Source organism: Exiguobacterium sp. s127 (assembly GCF_018618695.1).
Lineage (GTDB): Bacteria > Bacillota > Bacilli > Exiguobacteriales > Exiguobacteriaceae > Exiguobacterium_A > Exiguobacterium_A oxidotolerans.
The window spans coordinates 66,122-88,349 of record NZ_JACSMO010000008.1 but is presented as its reverse complement, the minus strand read 5'-3'; the positions used below and the strand labels follow the sequence as shown (position 1 = coordinate 88,349).

General features: G+C 47.3%; 22 protein-coding genes and 1 riboswitch. Of the genes, 14 read left to right on the top strand and 8 right to left on the bottom strand.

Going from position 1 to position 22,228, the window contains the following annotated elements; translation table 11 throughout:
• Positions 1-102: 102 nt before the first annotated feature.
• From KNP98_RS11330 to KNP98_RS11310, 5 genes are all read left to right on the top strand, one after another.
• Complete coding sequence (locus KNP98_RS11330) at positions 103-1,584, top strand: amino acid permease (protein WP_214767664.1); 1,482 nt, start codon at positions 103-105, stop codon at positions 1,582-1,584.
• Between the two features lie 525 nt (positions 1,585-2,109).
• Positions 2,110-3,870, top strand: coding sequence for a solute:sodium symporter family transporter (locus KNP98_RS11325; RefSeq protein WP_214811446.1), 1,761 nt, complete (start codon positions 2,110-2,112; stop codon positions 3,868-3,870).
• Positions 3,871-3,926: 56 nt separating this feature from the next.
• Entirely contained in the window at positions 3,927-4,109 is a 183-nt protein-coding gene (locus KNP98_RS11320; RefSeq protein WP_029332347.1) for a hypothetical protein, read from the top strand.
• A 71-nt stretch (positions 4,110-4,180) separates the two neighbouring features.
• Complete coding sequence (gene msrA / locus KNP98_RS11315; RefSeq protein WP_214767668.1) at positions 4,181-5,128, top strand: peptide-methionine (S)-S-oxide reductase MsrA; 948 nt, start codon at positions 4,181-4,183, stop codon at positions 5,126-5,128.
• Positions 5,129-5,197: 69 nt separating this feature from the next.
• Positions 5,198-6,487, top strand: a complete 1,290-nt coding sequence (locus KNP98_RS11310; RefSeq protein ID WP_088836065.1) for a DUF2252 domain-containing protein — start codon at positions 5,198-5,200, stop codon at positions 6,485-6,487.
• A gap of 88 nt (positions 6,488-6,575) precedes the next feature.
• On the opposite strand, the gene KNP98_RS11305 is transcribed toward KNP98_RS11310, so the two are convergent.
• Positions 6,576-8,234: a glycerol-3-phosphate dehydrogenase/oxidase gene (locus KNP98_RS11305; protein ID WP_088836066.1), complete on the bottom strand. Its 1,659-nt coding sequence runs from the start codon at positions 8,232-8,234 to the stop codon at positions 6,576-6,578.
• Between the two features lie 36 nt (positions 8,235-8,270).
• Positions 8,271-9,236 (bottom strand): Gfo/Idh/MocA family oxidoreductase, encoded by a 966-nt coding sequence (locus KNP98_RS11300; protein ID WP_214767670.1) that lies wholly within the window; start codon positions 9,234-9,236, stop codon positions 8,271-8,273.
• 56 nt (positions 9,237-9,292) lie between these two features.
• Here KNP98_RS11300 and KNP98_RS11295 point away from each other — a divergent pair, with 56 nt between their 5' ends.
• From KNP98_RS11295 to KNP98_RS11280, 4 genes are all read left to right on the top strand, one after another.
• Positions 9,293-9,559, top strand: a complete 267-nt coding sequence (locus KNP98_RS11295) for a DUF5327 family protein (protein WP_088836068.1) — start codon at positions 9,293-9,295, stop codon at positions 9,557-9,559.
• A gap of 57 nt (positions 9,560-9,616) precedes the next feature.
• Entirely contained in the window at positions 9,617-10,267 is a 651-nt protein-coding gene (locus KNP98_RS11290) for an SDR family NAD(P)-dependent oxidoreductase (protein ID WP_214767672.1), read from the top strand.
• On the top strand, positions 10,264-10,617 hold the full coding sequence (locus KNP98_RS11285; protein WP_214770594.1) for a thiol-disulfide oxidoreductase DCC family protein: 354 nt from the start codon (positions 10,264-10,266) through the stop codon (positions 10,615-10,617). The genes KNP98_RS11290 and KNP98_RS11285 overlap by 4 nt, the downstream gene beginning before the upstream one ends.
• 79 nt (positions 10,618-10,696) lie before the next feature.
• Positions 10,697-11,443, top strand: coding sequence for a thermonuclease family protein (locus tag KNP98_RS11280; RefSeq protein WP_239456793.1), 747 nt, complete (start codon positions 10,697-10,699; stop codon positions 11,441-11,443).
• Positions 11,444-11,703: 260 nt separating this feature from the next.
• On the opposite strand, the gene KNP98_RS11275 is transcribed toward KNP98_RS11280, so the two are convergent.
• The 4 genes from KNP98_RS11275 to KNP98_RS11260 all read right to left on the bottom strand — a co-directional run bounded on the left by KNP98_RS11275 (position 11,704) and on the right by KNP98_RS11260 (position 16,137).
• On the bottom strand, positions 11,704-12,678 hold the full coding sequence (locus KNP98_RS11275) for a cation diffusion facilitator family transporter (protein ID WP_214767678.1): 975 nt from the start codon (positions 12,676-12,678) through the stop codon (positions 11,704-11,706).
• A 39-nt stretch (positions 12,679-12,717) separates the two neighbouring features.
• Positions 12,718-13,503 carry a glucose 1-dehydrogenase gene (locus KNP98_RS11270; RefSeq protein ID WP_088836073.1) on the bottom strand — a complete coding sequence of 262 codons (786 nt, stop codon included), beginning with the start codon at positions 13,501-13,503 and terminating at the stop codon, positions 12,718-12,720.
• Positions 13,504-13,524: 21 nt separating this feature from the next.
• Positions 13,525-14,376 carry a GRP family sugar transporter gene (locus KNP98_RS11265; RefSeq protein ID WP_204251427.1) on the bottom strand — a complete coding sequence of 284 codons (852 nt, stop codon included), beginning with the start codon at positions 14,374-14,376 and terminating at the stop codon, positions 13,525-13,527.
• Between the two features lie 132 nt (positions 14,377-14,508).
• Positions 14,509-16,137, bottom strand: a complete 1,629-nt coding sequence (locus tag KNP98_RS11260) for an ABC1 kinase family protein (protein ID WP_214767680.1) — start codon at positions 16,135-16,137, stop codon at positions 14,509-14,511.
• 165 nt (positions 16,138-16,302) lie between these two features.
• On the opposite strand from KNP98_RS11260, the gene KNP98_RS11255 reads away from it, so the two are divergent.
• A complete protein-coding gene (locus tag KNP98_RS11255) occupies positions 16,303-16,908 on the top strand; it encodes a trimeric intracellular cation channel family protein (RefSeq protein WP_029332360.1) in 606 nt (201 codons plus the stop codon).
• A gap of 1 nt (position 16,909) precedes the next feature.
• Positions 16,910-17,278, top strand: a complete 369-nt coding sequence (locus KNP98_RS11250; protein ID WP_029332361.1) for a DUF423 domain-containing protein — start codon at positions 16,910-16,912, stop codon at positions 17,276-17,278.
• Positions 17,279-17,618: 340 nt separating this feature from the next.
• On the opposite strand, the gene KNP98_RS11245 is transcribed toward KNP98_RS11250, so the two are convergent.
• Positions 17,619-17,768 carry a hypothetical protein gene (locus tag KNP98_RS11245; protein ID WP_204251414.1) on the bottom strand — a complete coding sequence of 50 codons (150 nt, stop codon included), beginning with the start codon at positions 17,766-17,768 and terminating at the stop codon, positions 17,619-17,621.
• 93 nt (positions 17,769-17,861) lie between these two features.
• Entirely contained in the window at positions 17,862-18,638 is a 777-nt protein-coding gene (hemQ, locus tag KNP98_RS11240; protein WP_088836076.1) for a hydrogen peroxide-dependent heme synthase, read from the bottom strand.
• Positions 18,639-18,982: 344 nt separating this feature from the next.
• Between hemQ and pta the strand changes: the two genes are divergently transcribed.
• The 3 genes from pta (at position 18,983) to KNP98_RS11225 (ending at position 22,090) form a co-directional block, all read left to right on the top strand.
• The gene (gene pta / locus KNP98_RS11235) at positions 18,983-19,966 is read left to right on the top strand and encodes a phosphate acetyltransferase (RefSeq protein WP_088836077.1); all 984 of its coding nucleotides are present in this window, start codon (positions 18,983-18,985) and stop codon (positions 19,964-19,966) included.
• 59 nt (positions 19,967-20,025) lie between these two features.
• Positions 20,026-20,125: riboswitch (purine riboswitch) on the top strand.
• A gap of 76 nt (positions 20,126-20,201) precedes the next feature.
• Positions 20,202-20,786 (top strand): xanthine phosphoribosyltransferase, encoded by a 585-nt coding sequence (locus tag KNP98_RS11230; protein ID WP_088836078.1) that lies wholly within the window; start codon positions 20,202-20,204, stop codon positions 20,784-20,786.
• The gene (locus KNP98_RS11225) at positions 20,783-22,090 is read left to right on the top strand and encodes a nucleobase:cation symporter-2 family protein (RefSeq protein WP_214811444.1); all 1,308 of its coding nucleotides are present in this window, start codon (positions 20,783-20,785) and stop codon (positions 22,088-22,090) included. Before KNP98_RS11230 ends, KNP98_RS11225 begins: the two co-directional genes overlap by 4 nt.
• Positions 22,091-22,228: the final 138 nt, after the last annotated feature.

Here is a 22,228-nt window from a genome sequence, read left to right as displayed (position 1 = left end):
TGAGACGCATCATCGATATGTTGCGTTCTCATCTTCCTCTTGGAAGGTGAGGGCGCTTTTTTACGCCCTCTCAAAAATTATAAAAAGAGAGAAGCGACAGACATGAACAATTTACAACAGCAACAACAACCCCTTGATTCCACAGCAGAAGGGCTACAACGAGGGCTTCAAGCCCGGCATATGTCGATGATTGCAATTGGCGGAGCGATTGGGACCGGTTTATTCATCGCGTCAGGTGCCTCTGTTGCAGCGGCAGGACCGGGCGGTGCGTTACTTTCTTATACAATCGTCGGATTGATGGTCTACTTCTTGATGACGAGCCTTGGGGAGATGGCCGCCTATATGCCGGTCGCAGGATCGTTCTCGACGTACGGGACGAAGTTCGTCGACCCTTCATTCGGGTTCGCCTTAGGATGGAACTACTGGTACAACTGGGCCGTCACGATTGCCGTCGAGCTCGTCGCAGCACAAATCGTCATGCATTACTGGTTCCCGAACATTCCGGGCGTCTATTTTAGCGCGCTGTTTTTACTTTTAATGATTGGATTAAATTATTTTTCGGTCAAAGGATTCGGTGAAGCCGAGTACTGGTTTGCGATGATTAAAGTCGTCACGGTCATCGTGTTTCTTGGTGTAGGAGTCGCGATGATTTTTGGTATCTTTACTTCGGAGCCACCAGCAGGCTTCAAAAACTTTGGCTTAGGTGATGCACCGTTTGTCGGAGGGATTCCAGCTGTCATCGGTATCATTCTTGTCGCAGGTTTTAGCTTTCAAGGGACGGAGCTCGTCGGAATCGCAGCAGGCGAGTCGGAAGATCCGGAAAAAAATGTCCCGAAAGCAGTTAAACAGGTGTTTTGGCGCATTTTATTATTTTATGTATTTGCGATCTTCGTCATCGGAATGTTGATTCCATACACAAGTCCGAGCCTTGTCTCAAATGATATTACGGATGTTGCCGTCAGTCCGTTCACACTCGTCTTCGAAAAAGCAGGACTCGTGTTTGCAGCAGCATTGATGAATGCGGTCATCTTGACGTCCGTCTTGTCTGCCGGGAACTCCGGGATGTATGCTTCAACCCGGATGCTCTACACACTGGCACGACAAGGTGATGCACCGAAACTATTTGCAAAAGTCTCAAAAAACGGTGTGCCGCGGAATGCGTTACTCGCGACAGGGGCGATTGGTGCGCTTTGTTTCTTGACGTCGATGTTCGGTGGACAAGTTTATCTTTGGTTACTGAATGCTTCCGGAATGACAGGATTTATCGCGTGGCTCGGGATCGCGATCAGTCATTACCGTTTCCGAAAAGGTTTCGTCGCCCAAGGGCATGCGTTACGTGACTTACCGTACGTTGCACCGGCGTTCCCGTTTGGTCCGCTATTCGCATTTGGCCTGTGTTTCCTCGTTATCGTTGGGCAAAACTATGCCGCGTTCCTCGCTGATCAAATCGACTGGGTTGGGATTGCAGCAACGTATATCGGAATTCCGTTATTCTTGGTCTTCTGGCTCGGACATAAAGTCAAACACCGGACATCGGTTGTCCGGTATGATGAGATGGAGTTTCCGAAGCATCCGAAAAAATAATAGTATAAGCTAAAGGACCCTCTCGCTTACGAGAGGTCAGACTATAGGCAAAGTGTTATCGGGAATCGGGAGATCAAGCGTCTTTTTTCGTTGCTTTCCTCGGGCGAGGCGCAAGCCGTTGCTCCTTGATCCTAACGGACAATGAGCAGGGTCTTGCCTGCCTCTGACAGTGCGTTGAAAACGCACTTTTCCCTTAGGAGTCAACGAAACATGACGCTTTTTAGGTAGTATCGTGACGGATTGTCTCTCGTTATCGCATGTTTACGCTTATTAATAGTTTGTCTACACACCAAAACCCTCTCACTTGCGAGAGGGTTTTTCTGTATAGAAGAAGCGAATAATTCCCGAAAGATTTTTTCGGTTTCTTTCCATGATATGTCCCTTCAAGTATGTCAATCCGTAATTGGATTATTTCTTTTTAATAATTTTATTTTTATCTAAAAATATTGTTTCAATAAAGTAAAAATAAGGAATAAATTCTTTACGGTAAACCTACTAAAACGATTGAGATGGAGGAAGTGTGAAATGAGTACATATGAATTGATTTTGACACTGGGTTCGGCCGCGTTCTTCATGGCGCTCGTTGCTTATGTGTCCTATCGCATGACACGAGGAAAGGAACAGGGAGTTGACGAATATTTTTTGGCAGGACGTGGACTAAGCGGAATCTTTATTGCCGGTTCCTTGCTTCTGACCAACCTTTCGGCAGAACAACTGATTGGTTTGAACGGTCAGTCGTTCATGGGGAATATGTCGAGCATGGCGTGGGAAGTCACGGCAGGGTTTGCTGCCATCATCATGGCGATCTACCTGTTGCCTAAGTTTTTGGGGATGGGGATTTCGACGTTACCTGAATTTTTAAGTCAGCGCTATGATGAAACGGTCCGGCGGATGACGGTGCTCTTATTCTTACTTGGCTACATGTGCGTGACGATTCCATCGATGCTTTACTCCGGCGGGATTGCCGTCTTACAGCTGTTTAACGTACCGGAGTTATTTGGATTGAGTTATACGCAGTCGCTGTGGCTCGTCATTTGGGTTGTCGGGATCATCGGGGCCATCTATGCAATTTTCGGAGGACTACGGGCTGTCGCCGTCTCCGATACATTAAATGGAGTCGGCCTTGTCATCATCGGTTTCCTCGTTCCGATTCTTGGTTTTTTTGCACTCGGGGACGGAAACATGGTCGACGGAATGAAGCGTCTCGCAACGACACACCCTGAAAAATTGAATGCGATTGGGTCGTCAACCGACGCCGTTCCGTTCTTTTCGATTTTTACAGGGATTCTGTTTGCGAATCTCTTCTATTGGTCACTCAATCAATATGTGATTCAGCGCGTGCTTGGAGCAAAGGACTTAAAAGAGGGACAAAAGGGTGTCTTGATGACAGGCTTCCTGAAACTACTCGTCCCGGTATTCATGTTGATTCCGGGTGTGATTGCGTACCATTTGTATGGAGATAATCTAGCAAGTGGAGATTTGGCCTATCCGAAATTAATCACGGAGTTGCTCCCTGTCTCATTGATGGGATTTTTCTTGGCCGTCTTGCTGGGAGCAGTCTTTAGTTCATTCAACTCACTCTTGAATAGTATCGCGACGTTGTTCGTACTCGACATTTATCGCCCGGTCTTTGCGAAAGAAGCGACCGATCGGCAGCTGATCCGTGTCAGTAAAATCTTCGGAACGATCGTTGCCTTGATTTCATTTGTCGTCGCTCCATTCTTAATGTATGCACCAGACGGTCTTTGGACGTTGATTCGTCAGTTCACAGGATTTTTCAACATTCCGATTCTCGTCATCGTCATGATGGGAATGCTCGTGCGGACGATTCCACCGATTGCTGCCAAAATCGTCATCGTTTTTCATGTCATTGCCTATTACTTCTTTGTTTTTGGACTCAGACAGTTGTTCGGAATCGATCACGGAATCAGCTTTATCCATGGCTACGGTATTTTATTGGTGATCGAAGTACTGTTCATGTGGTTCATGGGAAAATATCGTCCTGTTATGCAGGTGAATCGTCGTCGACCGATACGTACGACGGGGATGACGCCGTGGAAATATGCGATGCCTGTCTCGGTCTTACTCGTGTCGAGTATCATCTTGATGTATGTCCTCTTCTCGAAAATAGGACTCGCCTATCCGGATGGTATCGTTTCAGGCTGGTTCTGGCCAATCACGCTTGTCTTGCTTGTCGGGACGGTCTTCCTCTGGCGCTTTGCCTTGAAGTCGTGGCATACGCGGTATACGACTTATCTCGAGGAAGAGTACAAACGAGCGGAATAAGTTCACAGTTGACGGCTCAAATCGATTAAGATTAAAGAAAAATGGAGGCGAGCATCGTGAACTACTGGTACCACTTTAAACGGGCATTCATCCCGATTGCGATTTTATTGATTACATTAGCGATTTATCAAATGATTTATCGCATGAACAACATTTGGTATTCGCTCGGCGGATTGATTTTAGTTTTTGCAGCGATTTATTTTGTCATGCGACGCCTGAAGGCAAATCCAGAAGATTGAGTGAGCAAGATAGTAGGGGCATGCTTTAAAAAGCAGTAGACTAGAGAGATAGAAAGAGGAGGGGAAGATAGATGGCAAAAGCAATATTTGCAGGTGGTTGTTTCTGGTGTATGGTCAAACCGTTTCATAAGTATGATGGTGTCGACCAGGTGATTTCCGGCTACACCGGTGGTCATACAGAAAACCCGACCTATAAAGAAGTTTGTTCTGAGACGACGGGACATCTCGAAGCAGTCGAGGTGACGTATGATCCGTCTGTCATCACATATGAAGAATTACTTGAAGTATTTTGGCGTCAAATTGATCCAACGGACGGTGGCGGTCAGTTTAATGACCGAGGTCAATCGTACGAACCCGCTATTTTTTATGTTGATGAAGCGCAAAAGCAAGCGGCGGAACAATCAAAAGCAGCGCTTGATGCTTCTGGTCGTTTTTCAAAACCGGTTGCCGTCGACATCCGTCCGGCAGCACCATTTTGGCCAGCGGAAGAATACCATCAGGACTACTACAAAAAGAATCCGTTCCGCTATCAAATGTATAGTGTCGGATCGGGTCGTGCCAAGTTCGTCAAAGAAGCTTGGAAAGATCACGGTAAGGAACAGGAATTGAAACAACGCTTAACACCCATCCAGTATAAAGTGACACAGGAGAGCGGGACAGAACCGGCTTTCCGAAATGAATACTGGGATGAAGAACGTCCGGGACTGTATGTCGATATCGTCGATGGAACGCCACTCTTCACGTCAAAAGACAAGTTCAACTCAAGTTGTGGATGGCCGAGTTTCGCGAAGCCGATCGCAGAAGACAAGATGGAAGTAAATCTTGATACGACGCACGGCATGACGCGGACAGAAGTTCGTTCAGCTGATGCCGATAGTCACCTCGGTCATATCTTTGATGATGGTCCAAAAGAGCTCGGTGGTCTGCGTTACTGCATCAATTCCGCTGCTCTTCGATTTATTCCGTTAGAAGAGCTTGACTCTGCCGGATATGGGGAATATAAAAAACACTTCGAGTAAGTCAAATCGTAAGGCAGCAAAACGAATTCGTTTTGGCTGCCTTTTTTAGAATCGAAAGGAGGTCATGTTTTGTTTACAGCAGTTTATGATGACATTCGACAGATGACGATTGCCAAAGTATTGGATTTTTATGATGATAAAGTGCGAGGACTCGATGAAACGGCTCGACGGAAAAAGTATGACAAGATGAGCCAAAGTCCGTTTCTGTTTTTCCGCGGCAGTTCCCATCTGTTTTACTATGATTTGACCCGTATTCCATTAGGGTTCGACACACCGGTTGAGACACCGACATGGATTCAAGGCGATCTCCACTTTGAGAACTTCGGTGTTCATGGAAATGCGAAGGGTGAAATCATTTATGACGTTAATGACTTTGATGAAGGGTATCTCGGATCCTATCTTTACGATGTCATCCGGATGGCCGTTTCGGTCCGTCTATTTGCAGACGAGGTCGCTTATGATGCGGAACCGGCAATTAAAGCCTACATTGAAAACTACTTACACGACCTTCATGAATACGCGAATGGTAAAAATCCGAGTGACATCTGTTTTACGGTCAAGAATACGAAAGGACCGATTCGAAAATTAATTAAAAAAGCTGAAAAGAAGAAAGCAGACTTGCTTGGTGAACGAACTACTGTGATTGATGGACACCGGAAGTTTCTTGATCTACCGGATATGAAGCGTGTCGAAAAAGAGACGTACGCAGCAATCGAAGCGATCTGGCCGGATTACATTGCATCAGTCGATGAGAACGATCGAAGAGACGACGCGTTTTATACGATCAAGGACATCGTCCACAAACTGGATAGCGGAACCGCCTCGATTGGTCTGGAACGCTATTACATTTTGATCAATGGGGAAGGGAAGGAAGAGCCGGACGTCATCCTTGAGATGAAACAAGCACAAACGGCTGTGCCGTCCTTATTCGTTCCTGTTTACCGCGAAGATGTCGAGACCGTCCATCAAGGATTACGGGTCATCGCGTCTCAAAAAGCGATGCAAGCGCATGAAGATCCTCACCTTGGATACGTGACGATGCATCAAAAGGAGTATTACATTCGAGAGCGCTCTCCGTACAAAAAGAAATTAAAAGCAAAGCATATTAAAAGCCAGGATGATCTTGAAAATGTATTAGCTCTTCAAGGTCGGATTACGGCGAAAATCCATGCGCGAGCCGATATGGATGCAGGAATTAAGGCGACGGTTCTCACTCATCATGCGGATGTCGCGATTATCGAAGCAATCGGACAGTCAGAGCAAGTTTTCCTTCAGCAAATTCAACGCTGGTCAAACGCCTATGCGGAAAGAACGAAGCTAGACTTCCACGTGTTTTTGAACTGGATGACGAACCGATAAGAAAATGGTCTTTTGGGAATCGGAAAAAGGCAGGAAACACCGAATTGAACTTCGGCGTCTCCTGCCTTTTTTAGGCTAATTTCTTAATTTAAGAGGGAACTGAACTTTTTACACGAACAGCGTCAAACTCACGTTTGATGCTTTCATTGGCTTTTGCTTCTTCTTCAGCCGACCAACCGAGTTCGCTACGCATGAGAGCGAGTACGCCGTCCGCATATTTCTCGGCATTTGGATAATCGAAGAATACGGCGGACGCACGGCGATTCAAGAAATCACCGGGTTGCATGACGAGCTCGGCTTCGAGTCCGTAAAGCAGTGCACCGAACCAGTGAAGTGGTAACTGGTAACGTTCCGCTTCACTGCCACGTGAACGAATGAGTTCATACACCCGTTCGACGTTCGTTCCGTAGCGTTGGATGAGCCATGTCGTCTCGTCTGGCGAGAGACCGAGGGCTTCTCCTTTCGGTTGTTGCTCTTTCAAGTAGCGGGCGAATCCTTTACTACCATCTTTATGTCCGCCGCCAAGTAAGATATGACGCGTCCGTGATTCAAGATAGATCCGGTCTTCTTCTTTTTTGAATTGTTCGGCGACCATATTGATGATGCGTTCCGCCATTTTCCGGTAACCGGTTAGTTTACCACCAGCAATCGACATCAAGCCGGATTTCGAAATGAAGATTTCATCCTTACGAGACAGTTCACTCGGATCTTTGCCATCTTCATGAATCAATGGACGGAGACCAGACCACGTCGACTCGACGTGCTCCGGACGAAGCTCGATATTGAACATATCATTTGTCGCTTTTAAGATATAGTCGCGGTCTTCTTCCGTGACACCAGGCTCGAGAATGTCACCTTTATAGTTCGTGTCGGTTGTTCCGACGTAGGTTTTCCCTTCGCGTGGAATCGCGAAGATCATCCGTCCGTCTGAGACATCAAAATAAACGGCTTGACGGAGCGGGAAATCAGCTTGATCGATGACAAGGTGAATTCCTTTTGTCAGATGGAGCGACTTACCAGATTTTGAACCATCTTGTTCCCGTAATTCATCGACCCATGGACCCGTCGCATTGATGATTTTTTTCGCCCGAATCGTATACGTCCGGTCTGTTAAGAGGTCACGGACTTCGACGCCGACAGCTTTCCCGTTATGATAGACGAGTGATTCTGCTTTCGTATAGTTGACGGGACGTCCCCCATAACTGATAGCGGATTTTAGGACCTCCATCGTCAAGCGAGCATCATCCGTTTTGTATTCCACGTAGCGCCCGCCACCGACGAGGTGTTCTGAGCGCAGGAGTGGTTCATAACCGAGTGTTTCTTCTTTTGATAACATCGTTCTGCGTTCATTGCGTCGTACACCAGCGAGTTGGTCGTAGACACGTAAACCGATAGAAGTTGAAAAACTTCCGAATGTTCCCCCTTCGACGAGCGGTAACATCATCCATTCCGGTGTCGTGACGTGGGGCGCATTCTCATAGACGATTTCCCGCTCTTTTCCGACTTCTGCGACGAGCTTGATTTCGAATTGTTTGAGGTAACGCAGTCCCCCGTGAACGAGTTTCGTTGAGCGACTTGATGTGCCTTCAGCAAAGTCTTGCATTTCGATTAAACCGGTACGCATACCGCGGCTTTGTGCGTCGAGCAAAATCCCGGCGCCCGTGATTCCGCCTCCGATGACTAATACATCGAGCAGTTCTTGTCCCATCTCTTCTAACCATGCCGTGCGTTCTGTACTTGAAAACATGAATAGTTCCCCCTGTTCGTTATGAATTGGATTGAATTACTCTACTGATATCCATGTACCCTCTTTTGCACTCTTTTGAGCATAATCAATGATTTTCATGACAAATAACGCTTGTTCTGTCGTCACGACGAGCGGAATTTCGTTTCGGATTGCCCGTGCAAGATCCGTGTAATACGTAGAAGCCGGCTTTAAGAAAGGGCGTTCTTCAGGTGGTTGTTCCGGAAGGCCGAATGTATAGGTCGCATTCTCCGTATCGACCATGTCAACGAAGTAACTTGCTTTCGTTCCGTGCACGCTCAAAGAACGTCCAGACATCGGAACGAGCGAACCGATGTGAAGAATCGCACGCCGTGTTCCGAAGGCGAGAATGAGGTGCGTATAATCGTCAACCGGACCGTCGATCCGCTGAATCGTTTGGTCACAAAAGACACGATCCGGTCGTTCTCCGAATAAAGTCAGAGCCTGATCGATTAAATGCGATCCTAAATCGTACAAGAGTCCGGCACCGGGTACGTCCTGTTCCCGCCAGCGTTCACGGACGGTCGGACGGTAGCGGTCATAATGGGCTTCGAACGTCTGAACGTCGCCGAGCTGATCGGTCCGGACGAGTTCCAGTAGCGTTTCGAAGTCTTTTTTGTAACGACGATTATGATAGACTGTCAGTAAGCGATTTTGTTGACGAGACAGTTCAGTTAATCGTTCTGCTTCAGCGAACGTCACGGTAAACGGTTTTTCGACGAGAACATGGCAGTCTGCCTCTAACGCAAGGCGTGCGAGAGGATAATGCTCAGAATTCGGTGTCGCGATAACGACGAGATCGATCGTTTCCTCGGCGAGTAATGTTTCGAGCGATGGATATACAGGCACGTTTGGGTAGCTTTTTGCAACTGCATCCGGACGACTCGACTGAACAGCAATGAGCTGATAATCGGGCGATGTAATATAGGGGGCATGCAGGTGTTCTCCAGCAAGACCAAATCCAACTAAAGCAGTACGAATCATAAGGACACTTCCTTTTCGGTTAGTCCCTTCAATTTAGCACAAGTGAGGTGAAGAAGATGATTTCAGAACAACATGTCATTGAAAAAATGCGGCAGACGATGGCAAAAATCGAGCAGACGAGCGGTACGGCGCAAGTCGAACAACTGGCGACAATGAAAGCATACTGTGAGCTGTTGCTTGAGCAACCGGGCACACCGGCAGCAAACGTCGTGCGTTCACAGACAGCTCCGGCAGCAAAACCGGACGTCGATCCGATGCTCGCACGCTTCATGGGCGTTGCACAAGAAGATGAACAAAAAGGTCCGTCATTGCTTGATTTTTGACTAGATACGTAACTTTTTGGGAATAGAAAAGACAGACAAGCCAGAGGGGGAAACAGTATGAAAACAGCAATCATCATTGGAGCAGGTCCAGGAAATGGTGTCGAAATCAGTAAACGATTCGGGAAAGAAGGCTTCCAAATCGTTTGTGCAGCGCGAACGCAAGACACACTTGCTGCTGTCGTCACGGAATTGAAAGAGCATGGGGTCGAAGCAGTCGGTGTCGAGTGTGACGCATCACGCCGAACGGATATCGCATCCCTTGTCGAATGGACGAAGGAACAATACGGACAAGTCGACGTCCTTGTCTACAATGCATCGATTCTGCATCAGTCATCGGTTCTCGACGTCTCAGCAGAACAAATCACGAAAGAATTTGAAATCGACGTCCTCGGGGCACTCGATGCTGCGCAGCTCGTCGCACCGGATATGGTGGAACGAAAAGACGGCGCCATCTTAATCACAGGTGGCGGGGCTGGAATTCATGCGATTAAATCATTACCCGGACTATCGATTGGAAAAGCGGGTGTCCGTCAATTGACACACATGCTGCATGACACGCTAAAAGAAAATAACGTTTACGTCGGGACGGTCACGATTGCAGGAGAAGTGAAGCGGGGGACGGCGCTCGATCCGGCGAATGTCGCTGAAGCCTTCTACACACTGTATTCGAACCGGACGGATGTCGAAAAAGTCTTGTCTGCAGAATGAAACAGTTAATCGTCTACTACGATGGTCTCTGTCCACTCTGTCAAAAATCGAAACGGCTGCTTGAACGGATTGATTGTTTTCAGCAGTTGACGTTTTCCGATGCGCGACGGATGCCGGTGGAACAACAACCGCGATTGCTCGAACGGATGCATGTCGAAACCGAGCGAGGGGTCCGGTACCCGGGAATCGAAGGAATTCGTCTGTTGACGAAAACCTTGCCAGTCCTTTTACCTGCCTCTCCAGTGGTCTCGTTAGCGATTGTTTTACGAATCGGAGCACCACTCTATGACCGAGTCGCGAAAAATCGCGTCATTCCGATGAGCTGTACGACGGAGTGTTCCATCAATTAATACATGTAGCGAAGCGCCGACGCAAGCAAGGTCGGCGTTTTTTGAATGGACGGGCTCACTAACAAAAAGGAGGAGCATGATGAAGTTTTGGATGAAGGCATTGATGCTAGTCGGACTAGTATTCAGTACAGGCTGTGCCTTAGAGGCAGATCCGGAAACAGAAACGAAGTTCGGTATCGCACAACCGGATGATACAAAGGCCACACAAGTGACCGTCGAGCGGGTCGTCGACGGGGATACAATTAAAGTCCGGTTACCGGATGGGAAGATTGAAGACGTCCGTTTTTTGTTAATCGATACGCCAGAAACGGTAAACCCGGAAAAACCGGTTCAACCGTTCGGACCGGAAGCTTCAAGCTTTACGAAAGACCTCTTACCGAAAGGGAGCAAAATCGTCATCGAGCGAGATCACTCAAAGGCGGATCGTTACGGTCGTCTCCTAGCGTACGTCTGGATTGATGGCAAGATGGTTAATCAAGAGCTGTTACGTCAAGGGCTTGCGCGTGTCGCCTATGTGTACGAACCGGATACGCGGTATGTCAAAACGTTCGAAGACATTGAACAAGAAGCAAAAGCAGCGAAAAAAGGGATTTGGGAAACGGAAGGCTATGCGACGAATCGTGGATTTGACGAAACGGTCTTGACGAAGGAATCGACTTCTTCTGCAAAAGGTCAGTGTGAAGACATCAAAGGAAATATCAACCGGCAAGGGAATAAGATTTATCATGTCAGAGGCGGTCGTTCATACGAGGACGTCAAGCCAGAGGAAATGTTCTGTAGCGAACAGGAAGCGAAACAAGCGGGTTTTCGACGCGCTGCGAATTAATGATGCACGCCCCATGAGAGTTTGTCCTTTATTGTCTGAAGGGGCCGATGTTAAAGGCGCTTCAAACTCAAACTCATGACGGACGGTTCCGTCCTGTACGCACGAAACGCCGATGATCCCGTTTTTCATGGAATCATCGGCGTTTTCTAAACGGTCTGCATGTCCGCCTCGCCCTAGGGAAGCACGCGTATCTCCCGATAGCACGTTGTCTACAGTCTGAGACACCCTAACAGGTGCCCACTGTTTGTGGTTACTCCCTCTTATTCTGAAGGCGGGGAGGGTTTATAATGCGGAATTTGATCATCCTCATCAAAGGCAATCGTGACGTCGGTCACGCCTTTTAAAATCCGGATTTGCAGTTCGAGACGGTCTTTGATGTCATCGGCTTGCGCGATTGTCATGCCACGGTCGACTTCGATTTCAAGATCAACGTGGAAATGATCGCCCTCTTTGATGACTTCAAGTTTTTCGATATCACGGACATCTTTATCACGGAGTAAAATCTCTGCGATTTTTGCCGTCAAGACTTCATCAGTTTCACCGAGCGCACCGGCTGCATTTTGAATGAAGACGTTATAGACGACGTAAAACATCATCAATCCGATTAAAACAGAAGCAATCCCTTCTGCTTGATAAAACGATGTATAGTGCGAAATGAGGACGGCGATAATGGCGATGAGACCACCTAGTGTCGCAACTAAGTCTTCCATAAAGACGAGTCGCGTCGCTGGTTTTGCTTGTCCAAGCTTCGAGAAACTTTCGCGAACGAGCGTGAATCCACGCGATTTCAGACCGGTTTCATGAGCGATTTCAATCATCGCTTTATAAAAGACACCCATTTCAAGGACAACGCCGATTCCAAGCGCTGTTAAGATGATCCACAGTCCGCTTGTTTCTTCTCCTGGAGCATGTAGAATATGCAACACGCCTTCACGGATCGTCTCATACGCTAAAATGGCGACGACGATAATTGCTGCGAGCAGGACGAGATTGACGAGTCGACCGAATCCATTCGGGAATCGTTTTGTTGGTGCTTTTTTACTTAACGCAGATCCGACATAAACGAACATTTGATTGGCAGCGTCACCGATCGTATGCATCATTTCTGCGAACATGGCGATGTTACCGGTTAAGATATAAGCGATGAATTTAATAATGGCAATAATCGTGTTGACGATAGCGGCAGCTAAAGCAGATTTGTTACCACGCCTCATTAGTGAGAAAAAGTTGGCCATAGTGTGATCCTCTCCTTTTAAAAAAGCAGGAAAGCGGAATTAACCGCGTCCTGCTTGGAATGATGGATAAAGTGACATGCCACCGTCTGCAAATAGTGTGATGCCGGTCACGTAACTGGATTCGTCAGAAGCAAGCCATGCAGCGACAGCGGAAATTTCTTCAGGCTTCCCGATGTTCCCCATTGGAATCATGCTTTCGACTTCTTTACGTTGTTCCGGGTCTTCAAATTTCTCTGCATTGATTGGTGTGTTGATCGCTCCCGGCCCAATCGCATTGATTCGAATGCCTTTTGGTGCGTACTCCATCGCGAGCGTCTGCGTCATCAGTTTGACGCCACCTTTACTTGCCGCATAGTGAACAAATGTTGGCCATGGAATGATTTCGTGAACGCTCGACATATTGATGATGTTCCCTTTAATGTCGTTCTCGACAAAGTATTTCAAGGCTTCACGTGCGCCGAGGAATGAACCGGTTAAGTTGACATCAATGACTTTTTGCCAGTCTTCGAGGGACATTTCGTGCGACGGTGATGGCATTTCGACACCGGCATTGTTGACGAAGATATCGAGTCGACCAAAGTGGTCAACTGTTTCTTTAACAAGACGAATCATGTCGTCCTCTTTCGATACGTCAGCTTGAATCGTAATGGCTTCTCCACCGGCTTGCTTGATGTCTTCAGCAATCTGATCCGCTTCTTCCGGGTGGCTCCGATAGTTGATGACGACCTTTGTACCTTCTTCCGCGTAACGGCGGACGACGGCTTCGCCAATTCCCATTGAACCGCCTGTGACGATAGCTACTTTTCCGTTTAGACTATTATACATGAAAATCGACTCCCTTTTAGATTATTGTTTTGTAAACCCGATCATGATACCGCCCGCTACGACGAGAGTACAGCCGATGATAACGAACGTCATTTCTTTTTTCGTTTTAGCTTCTTTCAAGAACAGAACGCCGCCGATTGTCGAGATGACGACACCGGTTTGTGATAACGAAAAGCTTGTTGCGACGCCGACACGTGCCGTTGCGAGCAATAGGGCAATATTCCCGACAGCCCACATGATACCGGCAAGGCCATTTGTGAACGTCTGTTTCGCAAACAAATTCCCTTTGCGTAATGAAAGTAAAATGGCGCTGACGACCATCCCGATTGCTTGTGGTAAAACGGCTTCCCAACCATTGATGTTGAACCAACGGGCGATGACGACATAGCCGACATAACCAATCGTCGAGATGACGAGTAGAAGCAATCCTTTTCCGATGTTTTCATCCTTCTTGCTCTTATCTTCTTTATACGATGTAAAAGCAGCACCGGCGACAATCAGTACTAAAGCGCTAATTCCAAGAATAAGTGCGGATGTATTTGACCATTCACCAAAAGCGAGGACGCCAAACAAGGATGTTCCGACGAGTTGCATCCCGGTCGAAATCGGCATCGTTTTCGAAACACCCATTTGTTTAAAAGCAGCAAATTGGTTCATTTGACCAAGTGCCCAAAAAGCACCGGAGAAAAGACCGGCAATCCAGGCCGTCATCGACAGTTCTGGACTGATAAATAAGAACGTCACGAGGGCGAATGCTAACGCACCGAGTGTTGTCCCGATAATTTGTTGTTCTGTTGAACCGCCGATTTTTGAAACGACGAGAGGCAACGTCCCCCACATCAATGCAGGAACGATGGCAATTAAAATATCAATCAAGTGATTCACCTCTTCCATTTGTTCTATCTACTTGAAGATGTACCCCGGGAATCCCGCCGAAAAACCTCTAATGGCTAACGAATATTATCTTAAAATAAAAAACGCCCCACGAATGGGACGTGAAAATTATTATTTAAAGGGTTCGTCAGCGATGCGGACGATGTGTCGTCCGATTCGTCGAGCGTTCCAGAGGGCGACGACAGCAATCGTTAAGGAAATCCCCATCAAGTCATACTGACTTAAGAAATAGCCACCGTAACTGACAGGTAAGCTGACGATTCCGACGAGTGAACTGGTCCACTGACGAATTTTAAGCGATTCCATATTCGCGACGCGTGAGAATTTTTGCTGTTCGAACAACCGCCAGCGTGTTGGTTCACTGAGGGCATCATTGACTAGGCGAGGAAAGGCGAGAAGACGTGCGCCGTAAGACCCTGCAATCTGTAAGTAACGATTCTGATTTTTCCCTTCTTCGTCCAGCCAACGGCGGACCATCGGTTTAGCAAGTTCAAGCAAGTTGATTTTTGGTGAGAGGATTTGCAGGATACCCAGGATCGTTGAAGCGGCACGACCGAAAAAGGCAAACTCGGCCGGTAATTGAATCGGTTCATTCCGAACGAGTAATTCAATATCAGACAGTACTTTTTCAATTAATTTCGTATCGACGTTCTCCATATCGCTTTCAAGGTAAAAGTTGACGGCTTTTTCAATCGCTTGACGGATATTTTGTTTGTTGGCGTTCGGTAATAAGAAACGTAAGTCTTCCAGACCGTCGACGATTGCATCGTAATCGAGTGTGACGAACGACTGTAAGATTCCTTGAATCGCCCGCATGTCGTCCGGGGTCGTCGCACCAATCATCCCGAAGTCGAGCAGAACGATTTTTCCGTCTGCCTGGACGAGGACGTTGCCCGGGTGGGGATCGGCATGAAATTTCCCGCCGAACAGCAACTGTTCACCCGCATTCAGGAAGAGGTTACGCGCGAGTTCGTCACGATCGATTTGATGTTCTGCTAAAAACTCGAGGTCCGTGATCCGTGTACCGTCAATCCACTCCATCATCAAGACGCGATTCGTACAGTGTTCTTCATAATAGTCTGGAATGTAGATGACAGGGTTCGTTTCATACATCTTTTTAAAGTAGAGACCATTTTTTAATTCGGTCCGATAATTCAGTTCATCTCCGATGACGAAGACCATTTGGCGATAAAGACTTTGGAGATCAGTCGATTTATTGAGTGACGTCCGTCGAAGCATCGCGATGACGAGACGCATCGCGCGGAAATCCGTTTTAATGATTCGTTCGATGTTAGGACGCTGGACTTTGATTGCGACTTTTCGCCCGTTCGATTTGAGTGTCGCACTATATACTTCTCCGATTGAAGCAGATGCGATGGGGCGAGGACTGATATTATCGACGACGTCTTCGATCGGCATGCCCCAGTCTTCCTCGATGATTTTTCGAGATTCCCCGAGTTTGCTCGATGGGACCTTATCGACGAGTTCAGTTAACTCCATTAAAACGGTTGGTGGGAATAAGTCGGCACGAATCGATAAAAACTGCCCGAGTTTAATCAGGAGTCCTTCGAGACGCAGTGCTTTCTTCTTATAATCACGCGCAATCGTGATCATGATGCGCTCGAATTCTTCAGTATTCGTACCTGGTCGGTTTTTCCGGGTGAATCGATAGATAGTCCAAATATAACGAGCGAACATCGTCACGATGACGAAAATCCGGTAGAGCGCCCAACGTTTCATACGGTCACCTAGCTTCCTGTACAGTTTGTTTCAGTATAGGTTACTTTACCTAAAAACGTCACTTACAAACGGCTGAAAAAAGAATCGTAAAAATAAGGTGGACGCGACGCAAAAAGAGAGTATAGTAAGTAATGGAATTTCAATGTGGAAAGGTGAAATGTGTGCATGTCCTGGGACTTATTAAATATCATCGGAACGGTCGCATTTGCGATGAGTGGCGCGATCGTCGCGATGGAAGAAAAATATGATTTGTTTGGGGTTTGGTTATTGGCATTGATTACGGCGTTCGGAGGCGGTGCAATCCGGAACTTGTTGATTGGTGTACCCGTCTCGGCACTTTGGTCGCAAGGCGGATTGTTCTTGATCGCGATTTTAGTCGCATTATTAATCTTTGTTTTACCACAATTATTTTTACCACATTGGTCACGGTGGGGCGTGCTCGCCGATGCACTCGGTTTATCCGCATTTGCGATCCAGGGTGCACTCATGGCATCTGCAAAAGGCTTACCTCTTTCAGCAACGATTTCAGCAGCTGTTTTAACGGGTGTCGGCGGTGGTGTCATCCGGGATTTACTCGCCGGACGCAAACCGCTTGTCCTGCATAAGGAAATCTATGCGATGTGGGCCGTCATGGCCGCGCTCGTCATCGATCGGTTCCAACTGACGAATCCTCTGCATTTGTTCACATTGCTGGGACTCATTACGATTTTACGTATGCTATCTTATTATTATGAATGGAATTTACCGGCACGACGTTTAGGGGGAGAATGACATGAAAGTATTAATCATGATTGGTTCTTTATCGATGATGGTAGCGGTCGCACTCGGTGCGTTCGGAGCGCATGCGCTAAAAGATATGTTATCTGAGCGGATGCTTGCGAACTGGCAGACGGGTGTCCTCTATCAGATGGTGCACTCACTTGGGATTTTGGCACTCGGTGGCATGTTACTGAAAGTTTCGATTTCACAATTTTCGCTTGCAGGTTGGTTGATGCTCGCCGGAATCGTCTTCTTCTCCGGCAGTTTATATGTCATGGCGCTGACAGGGATTACAAAACTCGGTGCAATCACACCGATTGGCGGCGTTCTGTTCATCGCAGCATGGATTTTTGTTGCGATTGGTGCGTATAAGGGATTATGATCCATCGACTGACTTGAAAAGTTGGTCGTTAAACGAAAGTAAGGGAGTGGATTTTATAGCTACTCTCTTAGGATGTAGACAACGCGCTAGCGGGAGTTGAAAGCGTCTTTTTTCGTTGCTTTCCTCGGGCGAGGCGCAAGCCGTTGCTCCTTGATCCTCACGGAAAACGAGCAGGGTTTTGCCTCCCGATATCGCATGTTCAAAGTTTGTCTACACACTGGGAGTGGATGTATATCCACTCTCTTTTTTTTGTCTTTTTACGACGATTACGCCATCGAAATAAAAAAAACGGTCAAGAGACATCACTGCCTCTTGACCGATTACGATTGAAGCAACTGCCTCAATGCTTTATTGGTTGTGTTTTATTTAGCTTCGATAATGCTTGCTCATAGCGATCCAGTACACGTTGTGCGACTGGCTTTAGCTCTTTTGAAAGCACAGCGAATTGCAACTCACGCGATCGCGTTGACCGGTTCATAGCATTCCCCATGATCATTCCTCCTTAACGTATAAAACGTACATCTTTTATGGCCGCAAAGAGTATATTCCCATAGGGTTTTTCTATGAAACGTCTTTTAGCATATTAAAGCGCGAAATGTGTTTCGAGCTCGCTTGACTCAAGACGGTTGCCGATGAAGAACTCACCGAATTCACCGTATTTTGCACTCACTTCGTCAAAACGCATTTCATAGACGATTTTTTTGAACTGGAGGATATCATTCGCGAACAAGGTGACGCCCCATTCCCAATCGTCAAAGCCAGTTGATCCACCGATAATCTGTTGAATCTTCCCAGCGTAGCTCCGCCCGATCATACCATGACGGTACATGAGCTCTTTCCGTTTCTCCATCGAAAGCGTGTACCAGTTATCGCCATCGCGACGAGATTTACTCATCGGATAGAAACAGATGTGCTTCGATTTTGGCAAGATTGGATAGAGACGGTCGCGTACATACGGGTTCTCATACGGGTTCCCTTCGCCAGATCCACGGTATGTGCCGAGTTCGACGACGGAGACATATGAATACGTCGGGATGAGATAGTCATATAAGTCGAGTTTTTGCATCTTCACTTCGACGGCTTGGATGTCTTCCATTGTCGGACGAAGGACCATCAAAACGAGATCTGCTTTTTGACCGATGATCGTATAGAGGGCATGACTGCCTTCTTTTTGTTCTTCGACTTGTCCGAGCTCAGCTAAGAACGTTTGGAATTCGTTGATCATTTTCGTCCGGACAGTTGTTTCGACTTGTTTTAAGCGCGACCAGTCAATCCGGCGGAAATCATGTAATGTATACCAACCGTCGAGAGTTTCGGCGGCTTGCTGTGTAGCAGTTGGTTCTGATGTTCGATGTTCCATGAAAAAACCTCCTGAAATCTATAATGAAAAGTACATTCTCCATTGCTAATCTTATCATAGATCGGACGGTTCATCGCAACAAAACAACCGTCTCTCATTAGGGATAGAGACATGAAGTAACACGAATCGGGGTATGAAGTAAAAGGGTGTGCTAAAACGCGTTAAGCGCCTTCTGTACTATTCCTAGAAATAACTGTAATAGTGATAAAAAATCGCTCCGTGTAATGGGTAAAAGAAGTTTTTTGCAAATTGTTTTAATAACGAAACAGAACTGTGTATAATGAACGATGGAATGTATAAGGAATAGAAACCGACACTTGATTGACATAAAAGGAGAGAAAATCATGCAATTATTCGAAATGCTTGAGACAAAAGTAAAAGCACACCAACCATCAATCGTTTTCCCAGAAGGAATCGACGCACGTGTTCTTGGTGCTGCTGTCCGCCTGAAAAAAGATGGTCTCGTCACACCAGTCGTTATCGGACCACGCGTGAAGATTGAAGAGACGGCGTCGGCGAACGGAATCGACGTAACGGATCTTGAAACAATCGACCCGGCTTCGTACGATGCGATGGAAGAACTTGTTGCTTCATTCGTCGAGCGCCGTAAAGGAAAAGCGACAGAAGAACAAGCACGTGAAGTCATCTTAAAGGACGTCAACACATTCGGAACGATGCTCGTGCATACAGGTAAAGCAGCAGGTCTCGTCTCGGGTGCGATGCACGCGACTGGCGATACAGTCCGCCCGGCACTTCAAATCATCAAAATGCAAGAAGGCTATAAGAAAACATCGGGTGTCTTCATCATGGTTCGTGATGATGAGCAGTATGTCTTCGCTGACTGCGCAATCAATATCGCACCTGACGCAAACGACTTAGCAGAAAATGCAATCGCATCAGCAAAAACAGCAAAAACATTCGGCATCGAGCCGAAAGTGGCATTGCTCAGCTTCTCGACAAAAGGTTCAGCAAAATCACCTGAAACAGAACGCGTCGTCGAAGCAACACGTCTCGCAAAAGAACGTGCGCCTGAACTTGCAATCGATGGAGAATTACAATTTGATGCAGCGTTCGTCCCGAGCGTCGCAAAATCAAAAGCACCAGAATCAGATGTTGCCGGTCAAGCCAACGTCTTCATCTTCCCAAGCCTTGAGTCAGGAAACATCGGCTACAAAATCGCACAACGTCTTGGTGGATTCGAAGCGATCGGACCGATTCTCCAAGGTCTCAACAAACCGGTCAACGATCTTTCACGTGGATGTAACGAAGAAGATGTCTACAAACTTGCGATCATCACGGCAGCTCAAGCAGTTGAAGCAAACGCATAAAACGGAAAAGTCTTTACTTTTTCAGAGAACATCGTAAAATGAAACACATCATGCACGAATCATAAACGTATAGCAACGCTCGTATAATAGTGGGAATTGGCCCACGAGTCTCTACCGGATCGCCGTAACGATCCGACTACGGGTGGTGAGTTACTGCTCTCTTTTTTGGCGTACAGTGGCTGCCCCCGGGGGTAGCGCTGTACGTTTTTTTTCGTCAATAAAGGAGAACTCAGCTATGAAACGTTTAGAAGAAATGATTAACAAAGAAGGAATCGTCCTGTCCGATCAAGTCTTGAAAGTCGATGCATTCCTTAACCATCAAGTCGATCCGACATTGATGTGGGAAATTGCTTATGAATTCATGCATCGGTTTCAAGACGCAGGCATTACGCGGATTTTAACGATTGAAGCAGGTGGAATCGCACCGGCGATGATGACGGCGCTTCGTCTCGGTGTACCGATGGTCTATGCACGAAAAACGAAGTCACTGACGTTAAACGAAGGAACGATTTCAGCAGAAGTCTACTCGTTTACGAAACAGCAGACGAGTACGATCACGGTCGCTGAAAAATACTTACAGCAAGGTGAACGTGTGCTGATCATCGATGACTTTTTAGCGAACGGGGAAGCGGCGTTCGGTCTTGCTAAATTAGTCGAGCAGGCAGGAGCAGAAGTCGTCGGTATCGGAATCGTGATCGAAAAATCATTCCAACCGGGGCGAGAGAAGTTACTTGATGCAGGATTCCGTGTTGAATCGCTCGCGCGAATTGAAAAATTAGAGAACGGGAAAGCGACGTTCGTCCGCTCGGTGAACGTATGAAATCCTTATCGAATTTTAAAGCGGCAGGGCTCGGACTCCAACATGTCCTTGCCATGTATACAGGAGCAGCCATCGTTCCGTTGATCGTCGGCAGTGCAATCGGACTATCCGGAGAAGGCCTCGCGTATCTTGTCGCGATTGACCTATTCATGTGTGGAATCGCGACGTTACTCCAAGTCTTCGTCACGAAGTATACCGGTGTCGGACTGCCGGTCGTGCTCGGATGTACGTTCACGGCAGTCGGACCGATGATTGCGATCGGTAGCATGCAGGGCATCACGGCGATTTACGGCGCATTAATCGCAAGCGGCATCATCATTTTATTGATTTCCGGACTCTTTAGCCGGATTGCGATTTTATTTCCACCGGTCGTGCTCGGATCCGTCGTGACGATTATCGGAATATCACTCATTCCGGCGGCCATCAATGATATCGGTGGCGGACAAGGCGTTAAAGATTTTGGTGACTTCCGATACCTCGGTCTCGCCGGATTAACGATTGCTTTAATCTTGATTTTAAATCGTTACGGCACCGTTTTTTCGAAGGCAGCCGCTGTCTTGATTGCGGTACTCATCGGAACACTTGTCGCGTTCGGCATGGGGATGATTGATTTTAGTCCAGTCGCTGACGCCTCGTGGTTCCAAATGATTACACCGTTTTACTTTGGTGCACCGACGTTTAATATCACGGCGATTTTGACGATGACGCTCGTTGGTCTCGTCTCAATGGTTGAATCGACAGGCGTCTTCTTGACGCTTGGTGAAATCACGGATAAAAAACTCTCGAAGCAAGACTTAGCACGCGGTTACCGGGCAGAGGGTGCTGCGACAATCATCGGCGGGATTTTCAACAGTTTTCCATACACGACCTACAGTCAAAATGTCGGGCTTGTTCAACTGACGGGCGTCAAAACACGAAAAGTCATCATCTTTGCCGGGTTGTTTTTAGTGATTCTCGGTTTCTTGCCGAAAGTCGCCACCTTTACGACACTGATTCCGAAACCAGTGCTTGGTGGGGCAATGCTCATCATGTTTGGGACGGTTGCCGCAAGCGGAATTCGAATTCTGTCTCGCGTCGACTTCGCAAAAAACGACCACGTCTTGACAGTCGCCTTATCGCTTGGCGTCGGACTCGGCATCAGTATGAACCCAGCGATCGTATCCGGTTTACCGGAACAAATCCGCGTCTTGACGGATAGTCCGATTGTCGCCGGTTCGTTGACGGCATTGCTTCTCAATGGTTTGTTCCGTTTGGCTGATCGCAAGCAGCGTACAGAAGACGAACAATTCGCAAAAGCTGAGTAAATAGTAGAACGATTGTGTTACGAGCAGACCTGCATCTTCGGATGGAGGTCTCTTTTTTGTGATGAGAGAACGTTACACAAATCAGAATATTTCGAGTATGGGAAGAAAGTGGTAAATCTCACTTGAAAACGTTTACAA